Here is a 20,150-nt window from a genome sequence, read left to right as displayed (position 1 = left end):
GTGCTGAGAAAATACTCAAAACTTGGTACTCAGAACTCAGGACTCTAGACGCTGGTATTTGATGGCTAAAGGTCAGAGGATTTATTAAACCTATGGCGACAAAATTTCCGAAATTTAGCCAGGATCTCGCACAGGACCCGACGACTCGTCGGATATGGTATGCGATCGCTACAGGCAACGATTTTGAAACCCATGATGGCATGACGGAAGAAAATCTTTACCAAAAGATTTTCGCAACTCACTTCGGTCACTTGGCAATCATCTTCCTGTGGGCATCCAGCCTCCTGTTCCACGTAGCCTGGCAAGGTAACTTTGAACAGTGGATTAAAGATCCCCTTCACATCCGTCCCATCGCCCATGCGATTTGGGACCCCCACTTTGGTAAACCAGCGATCGAAGCTTTTACCCAAGCGGGCGCTAGCAATCCGGTAAACATTACCTACTCTGGTCTCTACCATTGGTGGTATACCATCGGTATGCGGAATAACGGCGAACTGTACAACGGTTCAGTGTTCTTGCTATTATTCGCTGCTGTATTACTGTTTGCTGGTTGGCTGCACTTGCAACCCAAGTACCGTCCTAGCTTGGCATGGTTTAAGAGCGCTGAACATCGCCTAAACCACCACTTAGCAGGTTTGTTTGGTGTTAGTTCCTTGGCGTGGGCTGGTCACTTAATTCACGTTGCTGTCCCCGAAGCTCGCGGTCAGCACGTAGGTTGGGATAACTTCCTGAATACTCCACCCCACCCAGCAGGTTTGACACCATTCTTTACAGGCAACTGGGGTGTTTACTCTCAAAACCCTGACACTCCTGGACATATCTTCGGGACATCGCAAGGTGCAGGAACTGCAATTCTGAGTTTCTTGGGTGGTTTCCATCCCCAGACAGAAGCTTTGTGGCTGACTGACATAGCTCATCACCACTTAGCGATCGCAGTTTTATTCATCGTTGCCGGTCACATGTACCGGACAAACTTTGGGATTGGTCACAGTCTCAAAGAAGCATTAAATGCCAAGAGTTTCTTTGGTATTCCTGTTGAAGGACCGTTCAACTTACCTCACCAAGGTATTTACGACACCTACAACAACTCCCTGCACTTCCAATTAGGTTGGCACTTAGCAGCGCTAGGTGTTGTAACCTCCCTGGTAGCGCAGCACATGTACTCCATGCCTTCCTACGCATTTATTGCGAAGGACTACACAACTCAGGCAGCGTTGTACACGCATCACCAGTATATTGCTGGATTCCTGATGCTCGGTGCTTTTGCTCACGGAGCAATCTTCTGGGTACGTGATTACGATCCAGAACAAAATAAAGGCAACGTACTTGAGCGCGTGCTGAAGCACAAAGAAGCGATTATTTCCCACCTAAGCTGGGTATCCCTTTTCTTGGGCTTCCACACCCTTGGTTTGTACGTACACAATGACGTAGTAGTTGCTTTCGGCACTCCTGAAAAGCAAATCTTGATTGAGCCAGTATTTGCTCAATTCGTCCAAGCTGCTAACGGTAAGGTATTGTACGGTTTAGATACATTGCTATCTAACCCCGATAGTATTGCTTACACAGCATGGCCTAACTACGCTAACGTTTGGCTTCCAGGTTGGTTAGATGCCATCAATGCTGGTACTAACTCCCTGTTCTTAACAATTGGCCCTGGCGACTTCTTGGTACACCATGCGATCGCTCTAGGTCTGCACACCACCACCTTGATCTTGGTCAAAGGTGCTTTGGATGCCCGTGGTTCTAAGCTGATGCCCGATAAAAAGGACTTCGGCTATGCCTTCCCTTGCGACGGCCCCGGTCGTGGCGGTACTTGCGACATCTCAGCATGGGATTCCTTCTACCTCGCTACATTCTGGATGCTCAACACCATTGGTTGGTTGACCTTCTACTGGCATTGGAAACATCTAGGTATTTGGCAAGGCAACGTAGCTCAGTTCAATGAGAACTCTACATATCTCATGGGCTGGTTCCGCGATTACCTCTGGGCTAACTCTGCTCAGTTGATTAACGGTTACAACCCTTACGGCGTGAATAACCTGTCTGTCTGGGCTTGGATGTTCTTGTTTGGACACCTAGTTTGGGCTACTGGCTTCATGTTCTTAATCTCCTGGAGAGGGTACTGGCAAGAGTTGATTGAAACCCTTGTTTGGGCACACGAACGCACTCCTCTAGCTAACCTAGTTCGCTGGAAAGACAAGCCCGTGGCTCTGTCCATTGTTCAAGCTCGTGTAGTTGGTCTAGCTCACTTCACTGTTGGCTACGTCGTAACTTACGCAGCATTCTTGATTGCTTCTACTGCTGGTAAGTTCGGTTAATTTCAGCTGCTAGTTTTGTAGATAAGTAATAAAAATCCCCTACCGCAAGGTGGGGGATTTTTTGTGAAATCAATTTTGTAACTGGATGAGGTTAGGGATATAGTATGTATTAATTTGTATGTTTTGAAATATTTTTTGATGCAAGATTCGGAATTGTTAGAAAAATTACATCGAACTTGGGTTCAAGCTTTAATTAATGATTGCTGGAACGACTATGCAGCAATTATTGTTGATGCTGAATTAGAATTTGATCTTGAATGGGATGAATATTATTCACACAATTGTAATTCAGGTCTTGTAGTATATTTGCCACTTAATCTCAGATTAATAGTTTCAAATAGTGACGAAATTCAACAAACCTTGAGACATTATTTTGTATCTATTGCTGGTGGCTACATTTGGAATGATATGACTAGTTTTCCCATCTACTATAGAGTTAAGTTACTAGAGGTAGAAGAGAATTGGCAGAAGACTATTAAATTTCTAATAGCTAAATCAAAAGAGTTGAATCAAGGACTTGTTACAGAGAAAGCTTTTGCTCGAAAAGGTAGAGAGCCGATCATTTACAATGAGATGAAATTTGCGTCGCAGTCTGAAATTAGGATTGCACAAGAGCTAGAAGTTAAAGGTGTCTTGTTCTTTCCACTCCCTCTAGCTGTCAAACATGAAACAGGTAATATTTATGAAGATCACCGGGAAGTAGATTTTTTAGTGTGTTTAGACGGAACATTCGGAATATTAGAGATTTCTTTTCACCCAGACAGGTATGAGAAGGATAAAGAAAAGGATGCTTGGTTTAAAAAATCAGGAATTCTCTGCGTTGAACACTACCCTGCGGAGAAATGCTACAACCAACCAAGGACAGTAGTAGAAGAATTTTTGAGCTTTTTGTCTAAACACAAAAGGTAGACTGCGATCGCCTAAAATTAACTTAGTGATAAGCAGCAATATGGAAGAATTGCAAATCTCAGAAATAGAAGCTACGTTTGCAGCGCTTGTTAAGCAATGGCGTGAAGAAACTTTTGGGATATCATCTACTAACCAAATGTCGATGCACCCTGCATACCAACAAATTATCGGCATGGGAAAACCTGTAATCCCACTTTTACTTAGGGAACTGGAAAATAAATCTGGACACTGGTTCTGGGCATTAAAATCTATCAGCAGAGAAGATCCTGTACCTCCAGAATATAGGGGAAAGGTAAAGGAAATGACTAAAGCTTGGTTGGAGTGGGGTAAGCAAAGAGGCTACAGGTGGTAGGTAATAACGCTTGAGTTAAGTTTGTCAGAGAAAAAATTGAGCGTGATTATCCTAACCTCATTGTCTATGGATACAAACTTACCAGTCCAGATACAATTGATTACAACTGTGTTGCTTGGGCAGCCGAGGATGATGAAACATGGTGGTGGCCAGATATTCAACATCAATTTTATTGGCCATTGAGTATTCCCAGAGAGGAAACTATAGAGGCTTTTCAACAGGCATTTGAAACACTTGGTTATGAAGTTTGTCAAGGTGATGCTTTAGAAAAGGGATTTCAAAGAATAGCGATATATACTAATTGCAATAAAGTACCAACTCACGTTGCTAGACAACTACCTACTGGTAAATGGACAAATAAGCTTGGATCGCTAGAAGATATAGAGCATAATAATTTACAAGGACTAACTGGAAATCCTGGTTATGGTGAGGTTGCCTGTATTATGAAAAAATCAATTCCAGTGTAGAAAATATTTAGCACTAATCTAATTACTAAGTTAAGCTTTAAAATTAAATACTTGAACAATATCAAAACAAGTTATAACTATAAAAAATGAGATAATTTTATAACTCTTGCAAGAAAAACCAATAACGCCACCAAAAGAAATAATTTTTAATCCCTCTTATACCCAGCAGAACGGAGCAGCATATTTAGGTGATAGCCTTAAACTTATTAAATTCATTGATGATAATAGTATTAATTTAATTATCACATCACCACCATTCGCTCTGACACGCAAAAAAGAATACGGTAATGAAACCGCTGAAAAATATATTGAGTGGTTTCTACCTTTTGCTTATGAATTTAAAAGAGTACTGAGAGATAATGGTTCATTCGTATTAGATTTAGGCGGCGCTTACCTACCTGGTAATCCAGTGCGGAGTATCTACCAATACGAACTTTTAGTCAGATTATGCAAAGAAGTAGGTTTCTTTCTTGCTCAAGAATTTTACCACTATAATCCGGCTCGACTGCCAACCCCTGCTGAGTGGGTGACAATCAGGCGAATTCGTGTGAAAGATTCTGTAAATACAGTTTGGTGGTTGTCTAAAACACCAAATCCTAAAGCAGATAACAGAAAAGTTTTAAAGCCCTATAGCCAAAGTATGAAACAGTTACTCAAAAATGGCTATAAAGCAAAAATACGTCCTAGTGGACATGATATTTCTGATAAATTTCAAAAGGATAATCAGGGTGCAATTCCGCCGAATTTGCTAGAAATTGCTAATACTGAATCGAATAGTGCTTATTTACGACGTTGCAAAACAGCAGAAATTAGACCCCATCCAGCACGGTTTCCTCAAGGGTTCGCCGAGTTCTTCATCAAATTCTTAACTGATGAAGGTGATATAGTATTAGACCCATTTGCAGGTTCTAACACAACTGGCTTTGTTGCTGAAACTCTGCAACGTCAATGGATATCTTTTGAAATTAATGAAAATTATGTAATGGGAAGTCGTTATCGATTTAGCCAATAACAAAATTAAGTAAAGAGTCAGGAGTGAGAAGTTAAAATTGATAACCCTTCGGCAGGCTCAGGGCATCGCTCATAACTCTTAACTCATAGCTACTCAATTAAATTTCTCCATTCACCTGCATTTGATGAACTCGATCGGCTAGCTCTTGACGACCTCGATCATCTAGTTTATCAATAGCTAACATCCCCATCAGAATAACTTCTTTCAGGGTCAAACGTGTGGAATGTGCCTGTTTTTGCACAATCTCTTTAATAATCGGACTGACACCAATCGCTGTACTAGCTCTAGCCACAGAAAAAAGGAAAACACTAATGATTCAGCCTAAATCTTAGCACTTTCAATGAGGTTATTCTCTAGAGTGAAAACTTAATTTAAATGTGTTTCAACTCATACTTCAATGAGTAAACATAAATTTTAAATTACGTCTAGTGAGTTATCAAATTCTCAGTATGGCAAACCTGATACTTGCTCATTGAGGACACGTTATCGTATGATATCAATAATCTCAACAGTTAAAATTTTGCGTATTTTTTTCCAAAATTTCTACTAAGTCCTCAATCGTCATATTGAAGATATGAGCTAATTTGGATATAGCAGGAAAGTCAAGTTTTGTCATTTTGTGACGAAGCGCATAAATTGTAAATGTGCTGCAAATTACCCTATAATGGTCAGAAATTTATTTTAGTGACCATAGTTTCACTTGTGCTACATCTCGAAGCTTTAATCTGAACTAATCACATATTTAATAACTGGTGCATTTGCACTGCTTAATTTCACATGACAAAACGAAAAATGTAGATGTATTTGCGTCTTGTAGAGAAACGGCTTATAGAGCTAACTTTTATGCGATCGCGACAATTGACTAAAATCTAAAAACCTAAAATCTGATGCTTATTTCATATATGAGCAACATCAAAAGCAAAAACCTTTGTCCTGAGATCCTCAAAATCACTCACTAATCGCCTAGTTTGCAAACACTTGCAATATTTGTGAAAACTGAGTTATGAAAAGTAGTCGGCTGAAGAAAACAGTGCCCTCAGTATAAGTATTCGCATAAACGAGACTTGTATACCACCGGGAAAACCGTACTTTAAAGAGATCGTAAATTGTCAAATATAATCTCATGAACACGCTTTACAGAACTATACAGCGTAAATAAGAATAATAACTTAACCGAAGTAAAATTTTCCTGAATACAGGCAATTAATGCCGTCATAAGGAAAAGCAGTGAGTAGAGGAGAGAGAAAGCGATGAGGGACCCTTATCTGTTGGCAGCAGGCTTGTTAACAGGATTAGCAATACCAGCATCGGCTCTTCCACATCTGTCAATTGTCCTGCCAGAAAGTTCTAGATTCCTGTGGGATTTAAAACAAGGTTCACAGACAATAGTCAGTACAAAAATTATCAAGAGCGTTGATCTCTCCTTACCCGAACTCAGCGGCCAAGCGTTCCAACCCCTAAAAAGTTCGCAGCCAATAGTAAGTGAGAAAAACGTCCCTAGCGTACCAGAATTCAGCAGTCAGGGATTACCAGTATCAACAGAGTCATCACTCAACCCCAGCACCCAAGCAACGAGCCTTCTATTGACATCTGGAAATCAACTTTACTACCAAAGATTGGCAGCTCTGAAAACAGGTCAGATTTATACACGCGTAGATAGTGATAATTTGCAGTCATTGTGGGAGTCGATCAAGAAACGTCAGCTAACTTATGATGACTGGAAAAGTTTATTAACTTTAGAAGCTAGAGCGATCGCTCAAGGTCAAGGCGCCAATCATCTAAGTATTTTAGTTGGTGATTCTTTGAGCATGTGGTTTCCTAGAGAAAAACTGCCTGCTGGTAAATTGTGGCTGAATCAAGGCATATCTGGAGATACTTCTAGTGGCGTTTTAAAAAGATTGGGGGCATTTTCAGCAACGCGCCCAGATGTTATTTACATCATGGCTGGGATTAACGACCTACGAAAAGGCGCTAGTGATGAAACAATTTTGCATAATTATCGCCGGATTGTCCGACGTTTACGCCAGACTCACCCCAAAGCTCAAATCATTGTCCAATCAATTTTGCCTACTCGTCTACCAAAAATTTCTAATAGCCGTATTCGTCATCTAAACATCCAACTAACCGTGATTGCCAAACAAGAAGGCGCTAATTATCTCAATATTTATAGCTGGTTTACGGATATGGAAGGCAATTTGCGCCCAGAATTAACCACAGATGGGTTGCACCTGTCTCAAGAGGGATATGATGTGTGGCGAACGGCACTACAGCAGATAGAATACACACTGACTCAGCGTGAGAATTGAGCGATCGCTTTGCCGACACTTGGAGCGATGTCTACGATGGTCACTGAGGTTGCCGTACCACTTGCCTACGGCACGCTCCGCGAACGTGGAAGCAAGCTACGCGGAACGTCTCGTAGAGAAGTGCGGGCTGCGCCTACGCAATTTTTAAATTTATGGAAGTTACTGATACTGATGCCATCAATATACGTTCTGTAATTGAATACCAATTTGCAGCCTTTAAAAAAGATGATGCCCAAGGCGCTTTTGCCTTTGCTAGTCCAGCAATTCAGGCGCAATTCGTAACCCCAGAAAATTTTATACAGATGGTAAAGACAAGCTATCCAGCAGTATACCGTCCTCGTTCTGTCTTTTTTGAAAAAATAACAACCATCCAGGGAAACATAACTCAACCAGTGTTGCTACTTGCTCCTGATGGAGTTCCCTTGAGGGCTTTATATTTTATGGAAAAACAGCCCAATCATATCTGGAGAATTAACGGTTGCTTTCTAGTTTCTCTAGAGGGTAAATAAACTTTATATTTATAGAACTAAAATTCTATACTTTAACGCCCAAGGCTTCCCTATTTAAAACCTGATTCAACTTACCGCTACGATAACCTTCTAAATCTAAGGTTACGTAGATAAATCCAAAATCTTGAAATGCCGAAACTAGTGTTTGTAAATCGTTAGTTAACACAAACTCTTTGATTTGTTCTGGTGGTAATTCAATACGTGCTGTATCTCCTTCCGATCGCACGCGCAAATTCTGCCAACCTAGCTTTCGCAGAAAAATTTCTCCTCTGCCGACTCGTTGCAACTTAGCGACAGTAATCTCTTCACCGTAAGGAAACCGGGAACTGAGGCAAGGTTGAGCCGGTTTATCCCACCAAGCTAAACCGAGTTGTTGCGAAAGTTGGCGAACTTCTACTTTGGTGACACCCACTTCTGCTAAAGGCGATCGCGCCCCTCTTTCCTTAGCCGCCTGAATTCCTGGGCGATAATCATGCAAATCATCAGCATTCACCCCATCCACCACATAAGGATAACCCAGTTTTAAAGCTAAAGGTTTCAGAGTGTCGTGCAACTCACTTTTGCAAAAATAACAGCGATTAACTGGGTTAGAGGTGTAATTGGGATTTTCCATCTCGTGAGTCTGGACGATTTTATGAGGAATCCCAATTGTTGCAGCTTGAATTTTCGCGTCTTCCAATTCTTCTGGTAACAGTGAAGGAGAAACAGCCGTGACAGCCAAAGCGCGATCGCCCAACACATCATAAGCAATTTTGGCAACCAAAGTGCTATCAACGCCCCCAGAGTAGGCAATCAATGCCTGCTCCATTTCTCTAAATAAGGCTCTTAATTGCTCAAATTTTTCTGTCAGCATCATTTCCCAATCCTGCCAAAACCCTATAGCACCCAATCATTTATATTGTAGTCATTAGTTATGGAGCATTGGGCACAAAAGGCAAAGGGACTTACTGTAACTTCCCCTCTGCTCCTCTGCTCCCCTGCTCCTCTGCTCCCCTGCTCCCCTGCTCCTCTGCTCCCCTGCTCCTCTGCTCCTCATCAACCAACGTTGGTGCTTGACTGTACTTAGCCACCAGACTGGCTAAAAGTGGTAAATCAATTGGTTTAGAAATATAGTCATTTACTCCGGCATTTAGACAGGTTTCGCGATCGCCTTTCATCGCCATTGCTGTTTGAACAATTACCGGAATCTTCTGATATTGCTGATGTTCTCGCAGTTGTTGCACCAAGTTAAGACCATTTCCATCTGTCAGACAAACATCCATTAAAATTACTGCTGGATCTAACTGTGTTAGAGCTTCCCACATCTCGGCAGCATTCTTAACCCAAGTCACTTGATATCCCAATTTACATAGATAAATTTGCATCAAATTGGCATTGGGTAAATCATTTTCTACCAGCAAAACTTCTACAGAAGAACTAGGTGTCAAAGACAGAGGAAATGAGGAAAATTCTGCTTTCCCTGCTTCCTCATCTTCCTCTCCACCCTCATCTCCTCCTACTCTCAGTTCTTGCTTAAGGGGAAGTACAAGAGTAAAACGGGAGCCACGATCCATTTCAGATTCAACTTTCACCGAACCACCATGAATTTGGGCGAGTTTCTGAGTCACTGCTAAACCCAAACCAGTACCTTCAATACCATCTGCTACAGCCTTAGCAATTTGGAAATATGGCTGAAACAGTTGAACTTGGTCTTCCTGGGAAATGCCAGTGCCAGTATCCCAAACTATAAAATGCACAAATACACCTTTGGAAGCAACCTGTAAGCCAACACTTCCTTTAGTGGTAAACTTTAGGGCGTTGAAGAGTAAATTCAACAACATTTGCTTGAGTCGTAAGGGGTCAGCTACTAAGGTTGTAATATCGGGTTCAAGTTCTAGGCACAGTTTCAAGCCCTTATTAGCGGCTTTCTCTTTCACCAGTGCCAAAACATTGTTACACAACAGTGGTACATCTACTGTTTCCCACTGTACTTCTAGCTGATTTGCTTCAATTTTAGAGAGATCCAAAATATCATTAATCAGAGCTAGTAAGTGTTTACCGCTAGACTGAATGATATTTAAATACTCTTGCTGTCGTTCTTTAGTTGGTTCGTACCCTGGAGCTAAAAGCAGATGGGTAAACCCAATAATGGAACTAAGCGGTGTGCGAATTTCGTGGCTGGTGTTTGCCAGAAACTGATTTTTCAGTTGATTAGTGCGCTCCAATTCTTGATTAGAGTTACTTAACTGTTGACACCGTTGCGGCCAAGACAAGATGTGTCTAAGTTGTACCAAGGCTGTAGTACAGCATTTGGCAGACCTTGTTATCAATTGCGATCTGAGTTGAGCTTGCGATTCTATGAACGACTCATGATGAGAACTTAGGGGCGTTGTGGCAAGAATTAGCCAGCCGATAACACTGCCAGAATCATCCGCCAACCGCCAAGCGCTCGGTAGTTGCTGATTCTCAAGCTGTTGTAAATCTTCAATTTTTATGACTTCTTGCAATCTCAACAGCAGCTTGTTTTCTGCTGTCAGCACTTCTAGAAATAAAGGTGATGAATTTGGGGATGGAGAACGAGAAACATAGCAAACTGTGGCAACAGTGTCTTGTGGTTGACACATAGCGATGCCTACGGCACATTCTGTAAGTGCCAGATTACTGCTGTGAATAGCACTGTTAATCTCGTTAACCACGGTTTGGAAAATTTCCGCTTGTGCTGCTTCTGGCTGTGGGACAGTGTTACAAGCAAAAAGCAAGCAATCATTAAGGCGACTTTGCAACTGGTTTAAGCTGCTCTCCAGCCACAGCTGCGCGCGAAGTTGCTCAATTGTTGTCAAAAGTTTTGGCGTTGCATCTATCAGTGATTTCTGGTCTGGTAAGCTTGAATACTGCTGCATGGTCAATTAGACCGCTGAACAAGTTTAGCTACGCATAAAAATCCCAACAGGATTTTATGTATATTAACGGACAATTCTTTTTTATTTATAAACGATAACTAATGTTGTTATAAACCATAACTTATGATGTCGAGTTTAGCAGCTAGTCCAAAAAAAAATTATTGTATGAACCACTAACCTAAAATTTTTTCAACGCAACTGAAAACTTATGGATACACAATTCGCCCAACTAATCGTTAATGGGATTGCGGTGGGGAGCATTATTGCTCTAGCCGCAGTCGGACTGACTCTTACTTATGGAATTTTACGGCTATCGAACTTTGCTCATGGTGACTTTCTCACTTTAGGAGCCTACCTAACTTGGCTGATAAACACCATTGGAGTCAATATTTGGCTGTCGATGATTTTGGCGGCGGCGGGAACGGTAGCAGCAATGCTGTTATCGGAAAAGTTACTGTGGTCAAAGATGCGCTCTATCCGTGCTACTTCCACTACGCTGATTATTATTTCTATCGGACTTGCCTTATTTCTTCGCAATGGGATTATTTTTATCTGGGGTGGCAGGAACCAAAATTATAATTTACCTGTTACTCCGGCTTTAGATATTTTGGGTTTAAAGATACCGCAAAATCAATTATTGGTATTAGGGTTGGCAGTACTAGCAATTTTGGCGCTGCATTACCTGCTGCAAAATACCAAAATTGGTAAGGCGATGCGAGCAGTTGCGGACGATCTGGACTTAGCGAGGGTTTCAGGTATCAATGTCGATCGAGTAATTTTCTGGACTTGGGTAATTGCTGGCACTCTTACGTCATTGGGCGGCAGTATGTATGGGCTAATTACAGCCGTGCGCCCGAATATGGGTTGGTTTCTAATATTACCCTTGTTCGCCTCAGTAATACTTGGGGGGATTGGCAACCCCTACGGTGCGATCGCAGCAGCTTTTATCATTGGCATCGTCCAGGAAGTCAGCACTCCTTGGCTGGGTTCACAATACAAACAAGGTGTCGCACTGTTGATCATGATTTTGGTGCTGCTCATTCGTCCCAAAGGTTTATTCAAAGGAACGATTTGAGCAGCACCTATCCACTTCTAACTACTCAATAATGTGGAAATACCAGGCTGCTACCAGGAAATTGATAGCTAACAAGAATATTGCCCAGCCTGTGCGATAGGCGTAGGGAGGTTTAGCTCCACTGTCGGCAACTGGTAAATCTGCCGGATTCTTCGTTGTTTTAGAGGTCATAATCCGATTCTCCTAATGTCATGACTTTTTAAGAAATACCAAACTGGCGTACCAAATACTCAAATTCTTTAAGAATATTTGTGTGAAGTTGGGAATTGGGCATTGGGCATGGAGAAGAGACAAGGAAGAGGGGGGAGACAAAGGAGAAACTTGTCCCCCTGCTCCCCTGCCCCTCTGCCACCCTGCTCCTCCCACTCCCTACTCTCCAATCCCCACTCCCTCCTCTCCAGCATGGTAGGAACTGCGAACCAGAGGCCCAGAACGAACATGGTTGAATCCCATTTCCCATGCTAATCTGCCAAGCTGATCGAATTCCTCTGGAGTCCAATATTTTTGGACTGGTAAATGTTCTAAAGAAGGACGCATATACTGCCCGATAGTCAAGCGATCGCATTCTACAGCCCTTAAATCAGCCATTGCTTCAATGACTTCATCAAGTGTTTCTCCGTGTCCTAGCATCAAACCTGATTTGGTGGGAATTGTCGAATCGATTTCTTTAACCGTAGCCAGCACCAAGAGGGAGCGATCGTACTTGGCTCCCCGGCGCACTGGGCCAGTTAACCGCCGCACTGTCTCGATATTGTGATTGAAACAAGCTGGTTTGGCTTTGACAATCATCTCTATCCGCTGGCGTTGACCTTCTTGCCCAACACCAGTACCACCCCAAAAATCGGGGGTCAGCACTTCTATTTGAGTCTCTGGGTTCAATTGGCGGATAGTCGCGATCGTCTTTACAAAGTGCCCTGCACCCTGATCGGGCAAGTCATCACGGGCTACAGAAGTCAGCACCACATAACGCAATCCCAAAAGCTGCACCGCCTGGGCAACCTTTTCAGGTTCCTCTAAATCAAGAGGCATTGGTGCATGACCTTTATCTACTTGACAGAAAGCACAAGAGCGTGTGCATGTAGGCCCCATTAGCAAAAAAGTTGCAGTTTTTTGGGCATAGCACTCTCCGCGGTTAGGGCAGCGTCCTTCTTCGCAAATCGTGTGAATTTGGCGCTGCTTAATAATGCGTTGTACGGTAGAGATTTCACTGGCTTTACCAATTGGGCGACGTAACCAGCTAGGCATTGCCTTAATTTCAGACTTTAGTTCGGCTTGTTGTGACGAAATCATAGACATCCAAGCAAGATGCGGATATAGATGTAGTGGTCGGTTGATTAAATATCACAATGACACAAATTTAAAAGAGCGCAAGCAAAAGTTTTGCAAAACACCTCTAACAATGTCATTTATACCGAAATATACTATCCCCCAATTGCTAGAAATTATGTATATAGTGGGAGGATTCTCAAGGACAATCGGCAAAGCCGCTATTTACACTTATAGTTTCTGTTAGAGCAAACAGTCGTGGCAAGCAACAAGATTTTAGTTATCGATGACACTACAGTTGTCAGGGTAAAAGTACGAGAAATGTTGCCTCCGGGCAATTTTGAGGTACTAGAAGCAAAAGACGGTTTGGAAGGACTAAATTTCATCCTTCAGGAAAAACTCAGCCTGATTATGCTGGATTTCCTGTTGCCTAAAATGAGTGGCTGGGAGGTTTTCCAGAAAGTTCAAGCCGATCCGGAGTTAAGGAAAATTCCTTTAGTGATCATGTCTGGTCGCAAGGAAGAGGTAACTGAGAAAATCACAGAACCATTTGAATATTTTGAATTTTTGGGCAAGCCTTTCGATCAGAAACAATTAATTGGCGCTATTAAGTTAGCTATGGCTAAGGCGAAACAGCCACGCCCAGAACTAGTCGCAGTCGGAGCAGGAGTTTCCGTAAAAAACGGCACGTTATCAACCTCTGCTGTCGCCAATAGTACGGTAGTAGCCCCTAGCGTAGCAACCTCTAGCGTCGCAACCCCCAGCACTGGAGGAGTCTCCGAGGCAGAAATTAATGCATTGAATGAGAAAATTGTCAAAATGCAAGCAGAAATTGATGGTTTGAAGAAACAGCTAACTCAGGTTGTGACTTTTATTAAACAAAAAATCAAGTAGTATTTGTGCTCGTTATTATTATCGCAGCCAAAAATACACCATCTATACTGGTGTCCGATTAAAAGCGGATAAAAATAGTTAGTTCAAAAACACTTATGTTGACAAATCATCATTATTTAGTGAGGTACAGCTTGACCTTAGTCCGGTAAAGCTGTGCTTTATCTTCCCTCTTCGTAAGTTCGGAGAGGGGTTATGGTTGAGGTTTTAATATGTACATTAACTTGATGAGGAAACGCTACAATTCAAGATTCAGATATTTAGTAAAAAAATATATTAAAAGTCATATTTTATAATACAAATTAAACCAAAAAATCCTATTTCATGATGAGGATAGTCTTGGCGTGGGAATAATAAGCCATAGAAACAATCATTATGAGCATAATCCGCAATGTTAATAGTATTGGATACATTATATTCGTTTCCTGGCTATCGCATTACCGAACAAATCTACTCAGGCAGCAAAACCCTAGTTTATCGGGGTATTAGAGAAGAAGACCAAAAATCAGTCGTTCTCAAATTGATGCGGAATGAATATCCTACCTTTGCGGAAATAGCTCAGTTCCGAAATCAATATATCATCACCAAAAACCTCGATATTCCTGGCATAGTCAAAACCTATAGCTTAGAAAATTACCGTAACAGCTATGTCTTAGTGATGGAAGATTTTGGTGGTATTTCCCTCCAAAACTGGCTAATAGAGGACAAGAGAAAAAAGGAAAACTGGCTTTCCCTGAACGAGTTTTTCCACATAGGGATTAAAATTGCTTCTACCCTGGAAAGACTGCATCGCGATGCCTCCGGCGGGCAAGGGTTACGCATCATTCACAAAGATATCAAGCCTGCCAACATCCTCATAAACCCTACCACAGATGAAATCAAACTTATCGACTTTAGTATTGCCACCCTTCTGCCAAGAGAAATTCAGTTTCTCACGAATCCCAACATCCTAGAAGGCACTCTGGCTTACATTTCCCCAGAACAAACCGGAAGGATGAACCGAGGTATTGACTACCGCACTGATTTTTATTCCCTCGGTGTCACCTTCTTTCAACTCCTCACCGGACAGTTACCCTTTACCAGCAAAGATCCGACGGAGTTAGTTTATTCTCACATTGCCAAACAACCGCTAAAAGCCAGTCAGATTAACTCCAATATTCCGCCAATTTTGTCTGACATCATCAGCAAGCTGATGGCAAAAAATGTCGAAGACCGCTATCAAAGTGCTTTGGGGTTAAAACATGACTTGGAGGCGTGCCAAAGCCAGTGGCAAGAAACAGGAAATATTGCACCCTTTGAACTCGGTGTGAGAGACATCTCAGACCGTTTTATAATCCCCGAAAAACTCTACGGTCGCCAAAGTGAAGTTGAAACCCTACTCGCTGCTTTTAAGCGTGTAACAAGCGGGGCAACAGAAATGATATTAATTGCAGGTTTCTCTGGCATTGGCAAAACTGCCGTGGTCAATGAAGTCCACAAACCTATTGTGCGGCAGCGTAGTTACTTCATCAAAGGCAAATTTGACCAGTTTCAACGTGATATTCCTTTGTCAGGATTAGTGCAAGCCTTTCGGGACTTAATCGGGCAACTGCTATCAGAAAATGATGCCCAAATTCAACAATGGAAATCCAAAATTCTGCGGGAATTGGGTACACAAACTCAGGTGATTATTGATGTCATTCCTGAAATCGAACAGATTATTGGTAAGCAACCTCCGGTTACTGAACTATCTGGTAGCGCTGCCCAAAATCGTTTCAATTTATTGTTTCAAAAATTCATTCAAATTTTCACAACTAAAGAACATCCTCTGGTTATATTTCTCGATGACTTGCAATGGGCAGATACGGTTTCTTTGAAGTTAATTCAATTATTAATGTGTGAAAGTATGTTGTCTTCTCTTTCAGAAGAAACAGAACAGATAGGTGAAACCAAAGGAGGTTTTTTATTAGTTGGTTCCTATCGAGATAATGAAGTTTCCAAGGCACATCCGCTTTCTTTGACACTACAAGAGATTCAAAAAGCAGGATCAATCATTAATACAATTACCTTAACACCTCTAAATCAAGGTGATTTAAATCATTTAATTGCTGATACACTTCGTTGTTCTGAATTAGTTGCTTTTTCTCTCACCCAGATGGTATTTGCTAAAACTAAAGGCAACCCCTTCTTTTCTGTTCAATTTCTCAAATCCTTACATGATGATGGGTTAATTGTATTAAATTTTGATGCTGGACATTGGCAGTATGATATTTCCAAAATCAAAAATTTAGCTCTTACAGATGATGTAGTAGAATTTATCGCCCTGCAAATAGAAAAATTGCCAATATATACCCAAAAAGTTTTGAAACTGGCTGCGTGTATTGGGAATCAATTTGACTTAAAAACTCTGGCGATCGTTAATGAAAAATCTTTAGTAGATACAGCATCAGACTTGTGGCAAGCATTACTTGATGGGTTAGTTTTACCACAGACTGAAAATTACAACATTTTTTCCAAAGATCATACTAATCAAGAATTAATTGTTGATGGAATAGAATCTACACAATTTTCAAATTCTAATTTACAGCTACCTAAGTATAAATTTGTCCATGACCGAGTGCAACAAGCGGCTTATTCTTTAATTCCTGAAGAACAAAAAAAGCCAATTCACTTAAAAATTGGGTTACTGTTATTGAACAATATTCCTGTTGCAGAACAGGGAGAAAAGATTTTTGAGCTTGTCAATCAGTTTAATATCGCAGTAGAATTCATCTCTCCTCAAGCTAAACGAGATGAACTGGCCCAGATGAATTTAATTGCTGGACGTAAAGCTTTAGCATCAACAGCTTATCCAGCTGCTGTTAAGTATTTAACTATCGGTATCCAATTGCTGGCAAGTGATAGTTGGGAGACTAAATATCAACTAATCCTAGCTTTGTATGAGACAGCAGCCGAGGCGGCATATCTAGCTGGCGACTTTAGGCAAATGGAGCAATTAGTAGAAGTAGTGTTAGAACGAGCAAAAACACTGCTAGAAAAAGTAAAAGTTTATGAAGTCAAAATTAAAGCTTATGGAGCGCAAAACCAAGCACTAGAATCTGTCAGGACTGCACTAAGTGTTCTAAAATTGTTGGAAGTTGAGTTGCCTGAAAATCCTAGCCAGTCAGATATTCAGCTAGCGATCGCTGAACTAACATTAAATTTAAATGGAAAGCGGATTGAGGATTTAATTGATCTGCCAGAAATGACGGCAGAACAAACATTGGTAGTTATGCGGATTCTATCGAATGCGCTTTTTTTCGCCTATGCAGTTACTCCTGAACTTTTTTCATTAATTGTTCTTAAACAAATCAACTTATCGCTCAAATATGGCAATGCTCCCTTGTCTGCCTTTGCATACGTTCTTTACGGAACGATCCTCTGTAGCGAAAAGGGAGATATTCAGTCTGGCTATGATTTTGGCAAACTGGCTTTAAGTTTGGTGGCTAAGTACAATGCTAAAGAAGTTGAAGCAAAAGTTATGGAGGTATTTCATGCAGGTATCCGCCATTGGAAGGAGCATCCTAAAGAAACATTAAATACTGTACTAGAAGCTTACTCTCTAGCGATAGAAACAGGAGATTTAGAATTTGCAGCTTTATTTCTTCAGTTTTATTGCTTCTGTTGTTATTCCATTGGTAGAGAACTGACAGGGCTGGAACGCGAGATAGCAAACTACAGCAATGCCCTGAAGCAAATCAAGCAAGAAAGAGCGTTTAACTGGAATTGTATCTATCAACAAAGTGTCTTAAATTTACTGGGGTTTGTAGAAGATCCTTGTCGTTTAATTGGTGAAGCCTATGATGAGGAGAAAATGCTGCCGCTTCACTTGGAAGCCAAGGATGGAATCGGACTTTTATATCTATATTTTCATAAACTACATTTATGCTACTTGTTTCAGCAGTTCCCTCAAGCAGCTGAAAATGCCACCCTAGCTGAAAAGTATTTAGATAGTGGTACAGGACAACTAGTTGTTCCTGTTTTCTATTTTTACGATTCTCTGGCCAAACTGGCGGTGTACACTGATGCACCTGATTCAGAGCAAAAGCGTATTCTCGATCGGGTGCAAGCTAATCAGGAAAAGATGCAATATTGGGCATATCATGCCCCAATGAATAATTGGCATAAATTTTATTTGGTAGAAGCAGAAAAGTATCGAGTTGAAGGGAAATATTTTGAAGCAATGGAAGAATACGACCGTGCTATCTCCCTAGCTGAAGAACATGACTACAAAAATGAAGTAGCTTTAGCTCAAGAACTTGCAGCTAAATTTTATTTAAAATGGGGCAAGCAGAAAATCGCCCAAACCTACTTAATTGATGCCTACTATGGATATGTTAATTGGGGAGCAAAAGCCAAAGTTGACGATTTAGTAAAACGCTATCCCCAATTACTAACTCCTATATCTCACCAACAAAAGCTGAGTATTCCTGCCAGCGAGGAAAGCACTTCTTTCAATCGCACATCTATATCATCTTTATCTACCCTGAGTAATCAACAAACTGTTATTGGCTCGAAGACAGGTATTTCTGACTCTCTGGATTTAGCCGCATTCATCAAAGCATCTCAAGCACTTTCTGGGGAAATCGAGCTTGAGCGACTACTTTCTACTTTGATGGAAGTTGTTATGGAAAATGCAGGAGCCTCTAAATCCGCTTTAATTTTGAGCGAAGGTGATAATTTAGCATTAACTGTCACGGCTGTTTGTTCAAGTTCAAATTTGGAACATACCTACACTGAGTTTCCATCAACTTGCCTCGAGTCAAGCTACGATGTTCCTATTACTTTGATTAACTATGTTAAACGCTCTAGAGAAATCTTGGTTATTGATGATGCAATGGCTGTTTCTTTTCTAGTAGGTGATAGCTATATTCTAAGTGAAGAGCCTAAGAGTTTATTGTCTATACCTCTTCTAAATCAAGGTAAATTAATTGGGATTCTTTATCTAGAAAATCATCTAACGACAGGAGCATTTACACGCGATCGCGTAGAAGTCCTCAAACTTCTCACAACTCAAGCAGCAATATCCCTAGAGAATGCTATTCTCTACAAAAACTTGGCACAAGCTAAAGAAAGCTTGGAGGAATACAACCATACCCTAGAAGAAAAAGTCCAGAAAAGAACGCAGGAACTCAACGACAAAAATCACTGTTTACAACAAACTCTGCAAGAATTGCAACGTACCCAAATCCAATTGATTCAAAGTGAAAAAATGTCTTCTTTAGGACAAATGGTGGCGGGAATTGCTCATGAAATCAATAACCCTATTAACTTTATTCATGGCAATATTAATCATGCTAATGAGTATGTCCAAGATTTGCTGGATTTGATAGTTATTTATCAGCAAGAATATCCCCATCCTTCCCCTTTAATTGAAGAGAAATCTGAGGATATTGACATAGATTTTTTATCAGAAGACCTTCTCAAAATTCTAGATTCAATGAAAGTAGGAAGTTCGCGTATCCGAAATATTGTTTTGGGCTTACGTAACTTTTCTCGCTTAGATGAAGCTGAAATGAAATCTGTAGATGTTCATGAGGGAATAGACAACACCTTAATGATTTTGCAGCACCGACTGAAACCAAATAGCAATTTACTGGAAATTGAAGTCATCAAAAAATATGGGCAATTATCGGAAGTTATTTGTTACCCTGGGCAACTCAATCAGGTATTTATGAATATTCTGAGTAATGCAATTGATGCTTTAGAAGAGTTATTTATCATAGATCATCCATCAGTAGTAAATGATCGAGAAGAATTAACAAATGATATAGATACGTCACCGACTTCTCATCGTGTAGGACAAATTCATATTTTTACTGAACTAACAGATTCTAATACGGCGATAATTCGGATTACTGATAACGGTTCTGGCATGACAAAAGCCGTGCAGCAGAAAATATTTGACCCGTTTTTTACCACTAAATCAGTAGGAAGTGGTACGGGTTTAGGGTTGTCGATTAGCTACCAAATTGTCGTGGAAAAACACAAAGGTAGTTTAACCTGTGATTCTACACCAGGAAAAGGGACTGAGTTTACTATTGAGATACCGATACAACAGTTATAGGGCTAGATGAGTAATTGATCGAGTCCAAATCTAAGAGTACTAAAAACGCAGTTTTTGTGAAAAGCTGCGTTTATAATATTC

Annotated in this window: 16 protein-coding genes; 11 read left to right on the top strand and 5 right to left on the bottom strand. The window is 40.9% G+C overall.

What is annotated here, in order from left to right; all coding sequences use genetic code 11:
* Positions 1-92: 92 nt before the first annotated feature.
* The 5 genes from psaB to V7K84_RS19465 all read left to right on the top strand — a co-directional run bounded on the left by psaB (position 93) and on the right by V7K84_RS19465 (position 5,058).
* Positions 93-2,318: a photosystem I core protein PsaB gene (psaB, locus tag V7K84_RS19485; protein WP_334840404.1), complete on the top strand. Its 2,226-nt coding sequence runs from the start codon at positions 93-95 to the stop codon at positions 2,316-2,318.
* Between the two features lie 138 nt (positions 2,319-2,456).
* Positions 2,457-3,227, top strand: coding sequence for a hypothetical protein (locus V7K84_RS19480; protein WP_334840403.1), 771 nt, complete (start codon positions 2,457-2,459; stop codon positions 3,225-3,227).
* 40 nt (positions 3,228-3,267) lie between these two features.
* Entirely contained in the window at positions 3,268-3,579 is a 312-nt protein-coding gene (locus tag V7K84_RS19475) for a hypothetical protein (RefSeq protein ID WP_334840402.1), read from the top strand.
* A gap of 35 nt (positions 3,580-3,614) precedes the next feature.
* Positions 3,615-4,046 (top strand): DUF7689 domain-containing protein, encoded by a 432-nt coding sequence (locus V7K84_RS19470; RefSeq protein ID WP_442940975.1) that lies wholly within the window; start codon positions 3,615-3,617, stop codon positions 4,044-4,046.
* Positions 4,047-4,152: 106 nt separating this feature from the next.
* Positions 4,153-5,058 (top strand): DNA-methyltransferase, encoded by a 906-nt coding sequence (locus V7K84_RS19465; protein WP_334840399.1) that lies wholly within the window; start codon positions 4,153-4,155, stop codon positions 5,056-5,058.
* Between the two features lie 97 nt (positions 5,059-5,155).
* On the opposite strand, the gene V7K84_RS19460 is transcribed toward V7K84_RS19465, so the two are convergent.
* Positions 5,156-5,350, bottom strand: a complete 195-nt coding sequence (locus V7K84_RS19460; RefSeq protein WP_094342069.1) for a hypothetical protein — start codon at positions 5,348-5,350, stop codon at positions 5,156-5,158.
* A gap of 958 nt (positions 5,351-6,308) precedes the next feature.
* Here V7K84_RS19460 and V7K84_RS19455 point away from each other — a divergent pair.
* From V7K84_RS19455 to V7K84_RS19445, 3 genes are read left to right on the top strand one after another with little or no spacing between them, the layout of a single operon-like run.
* Entirely contained in the window at positions 6,309-7,364 is a 1,056-nt protein-coding gene (locus tag V7K84_RS19455) for an SGNH/GDSL hydrolase family protein (protein WP_334840397.1), read from the top strand.
* Between the two features lie 27 nt (positions 7,365-7,391).
* Positions 7,392-7,559, top strand: coding sequence for a hypothetical protein (locus tag V7K84_RS19450; protein ID WP_334840396.1), 168 nt, complete (start codon positions 7,392-7,394; stop codon positions 7,557-7,559).
* The gene (locus V7K84_RS19445; protein WP_334840395.1) at positions 7,517-7,873 is read left to right on the top strand and encodes a DUF4864 domain-containing protein; all 357 of its coding nucleotides are present in this window, start codon (positions 7,517-7,519) and stop codon (positions 7,871-7,873) included. The genes V7K84_RS19450 and V7K84_RS19445 overlap by 43 nt, the downstream gene beginning before the upstream one ends.
* Before the next feature lie 25 nt (positions 7,874-7,898).
* Here the strand turns inward: V7K84_RS19445 and larE are convergent, their stop codons facing one another.
* Both larE and hrmK read right to left on the bottom strand, forming a co-directional pair.
* Positions 7,899-8,726, bottom strand: coding sequence for an ATP-dependent sacrificial sulfur transferase LarE (gene larE, locus V7K84_RS19440; RefSeq protein ID WP_334840458.1), 828 nt, complete (start codon positions 8,724-8,726; stop codon positions 7,899-7,901).
* Positions 8,727-8,817: 91 nt separating this feature from the next.
* On the bottom strand, positions 8,818-10,752 hold the full coding sequence (gene hrmK, locus V7K84_RS19435; RefSeq protein ID WP_334840394.1) for a hybrid histidine kinase/response regulator HrmK: 1,935 nt from the start codon (positions 10,750-10,752) through the stop codon (positions 8,818-8,820).
* A 208-nt stretch (positions 10,753-10,960) separates the two neighbouring features.
* Between hrmK and V7K84_RS19430 the strand changes: the two genes are divergently transcribed.
* Positions 10,961-11,827 carry a branched-chain amino acid ABC transporter permease gene (locus V7K84_RS19430; protein ID WP_334840393.1) on the top strand — a complete coding sequence of 289 codons (867 nt, stop codon included), beginning with the start codon at positions 10,961-10,963 and terminating at the stop codon, positions 11,825-11,827.
* A gap of 21 nt (positions 11,828-11,848) precedes the next feature.
* Here the strand turns inward: V7K84_RS19430 and V7K84_RS19425 are convergent, their stop codons facing one another.
* Together V7K84_RS19425 and lipA are read right to left on the bottom strand one after the other, a co-directional pair.
* Positions 11,849-11,998, bottom strand: a complete 150-nt coding sequence (locus tag V7K84_RS19425; protein ID WP_194041075.1) for a photosystem I protein PsaX — start codon at positions 11,996-11,998, stop codon at positions 11,849-11,851.
* Between the two features lie 198 nt (positions 11,999-12,196).
* Complete coding sequence (lipA, locus tag V7K84_RS19420; RefSeq protein WP_334840456.1) at positions 12,197-13,117, bottom strand: lipoyl synthase; 921 nt, start codon at positions 13,115-13,117, stop codon at positions 12,197-12,199.
* A gap of 234 nt (positions 13,118-13,351) precedes the next feature.
* Between lipA and V7K84_RS19415 the strand changes: the two genes are divergently transcribed.
* Positions 13,352-13,987: a response regulator gene (locus V7K84_RS19415; protein WP_334840392.1), complete on the top strand. Its 636-nt coding sequence runs from the start codon at positions 13,352-13,354 to the stop codon at positions 13,985-13,987.
* A 388-nt stretch (positions 13,988-14,375) separates the two neighbouring features.
* Positions 14,376-20,069: an AAA family ATPase gene (locus V7K84_RS19410; protein WP_334840391.1), complete on the top strand. Its 5,694-nt coding sequence runs from the start codon at positions 14,376-14,378 to the stop codon at positions 20,067-20,069.
* Positions 20,070-20,150 lie beyond the last annotated feature (81 nt).

Origin of the sequence: Nostoc sp. (assembly GCF_036917315.1) — a bacterium.
Taxonomy (GTDB): Bacteria; Cyanobacteriota; Cyanobacteriia; order Cyanobacteriales; family Nostocaceae; genus Nostoc.
This window is presented reverse-complemented; position numbering and strand designations above follow the sequence as displayed.

Coding starts and splice junctions, on each gene's coding strand:
- psaB (WP_334840404.1), top strand. CDS start 93: ATGGCGACAAAATTTCCGAAATTTAGCCAGGATCTCGCACAGGACCCG.
- V7K84_RS19480 (WP_334840403.1), top strand. CDS start 2,457: ATGCAAGATTCGGAATTGTTAGAAAAATTACATCGAACTTGGGTTCAA.
- V7K84_RS19475 (WP_334840402.1), top strand. CDS start 3,268: ATGGAAGAATTGCAAATCTCAGAAATAGAAGCTACGTTTGCAGCGCTT.
- V7K84_RS19455 (WP_334840397.1), top strand. CDS start 6,309: ATGAGGGACCCTTATCTGTTGGCAGCAGGCTTGTTAACAGGATTAGCA.
- V7K84_RS19450 (WP_334840396.1), top strand. CDS start 7,392: ATGTCTACGATGGTCACTGAGGTTGCCGTACCACTTGCCTACGGCACG.
- V7K84_RS19445 (WP_334840395.1), top strand. CDS start 7,517: ATGGAAGTTACTGATACTGATGCCATCAATATACGTTCTGTAATTGAA.
- larE (WP_334840458.1), bottom strand. CDS start 8,726: ATGCTGACAGAAAAATTTGAGCAATTAAGAGCCTTATTTAGAGAAATG.
- hrmK (WP_334840394.1), bottom strand. CDS start 10,752: ATGCAGCAGTATTCAAGCTTACCAGACCAGAAATCACTGATAGATGCA.
- V7K84_RS19430 (WP_334840393.1), top strand. CDS start 10,961: ATGGATACACAATTCGCCCAACTAATCGTTAATGGGATTGCGGTGGGG.
- V7K84_RS19425 (WP_194041075.1), bottom strand. CDS start 11,998: ATGACCTCTAAAACAACGAAGAATCCGGCAGATTTACCAGTTGCCGAC.
- lipA (WP_334840456.1), bottom strand. CDS start 13,117: ATGATTTCGTCACAACAAGCCGAACTAAAGTCTGAAATTAAGGCAATG.
- V7K84_RS19410 (WP_334840391.1), top strand. CDS start 14,376: ATGTTAATAGTATTGGATACATTATATTCGTTTCCTGGCTATCGCATT.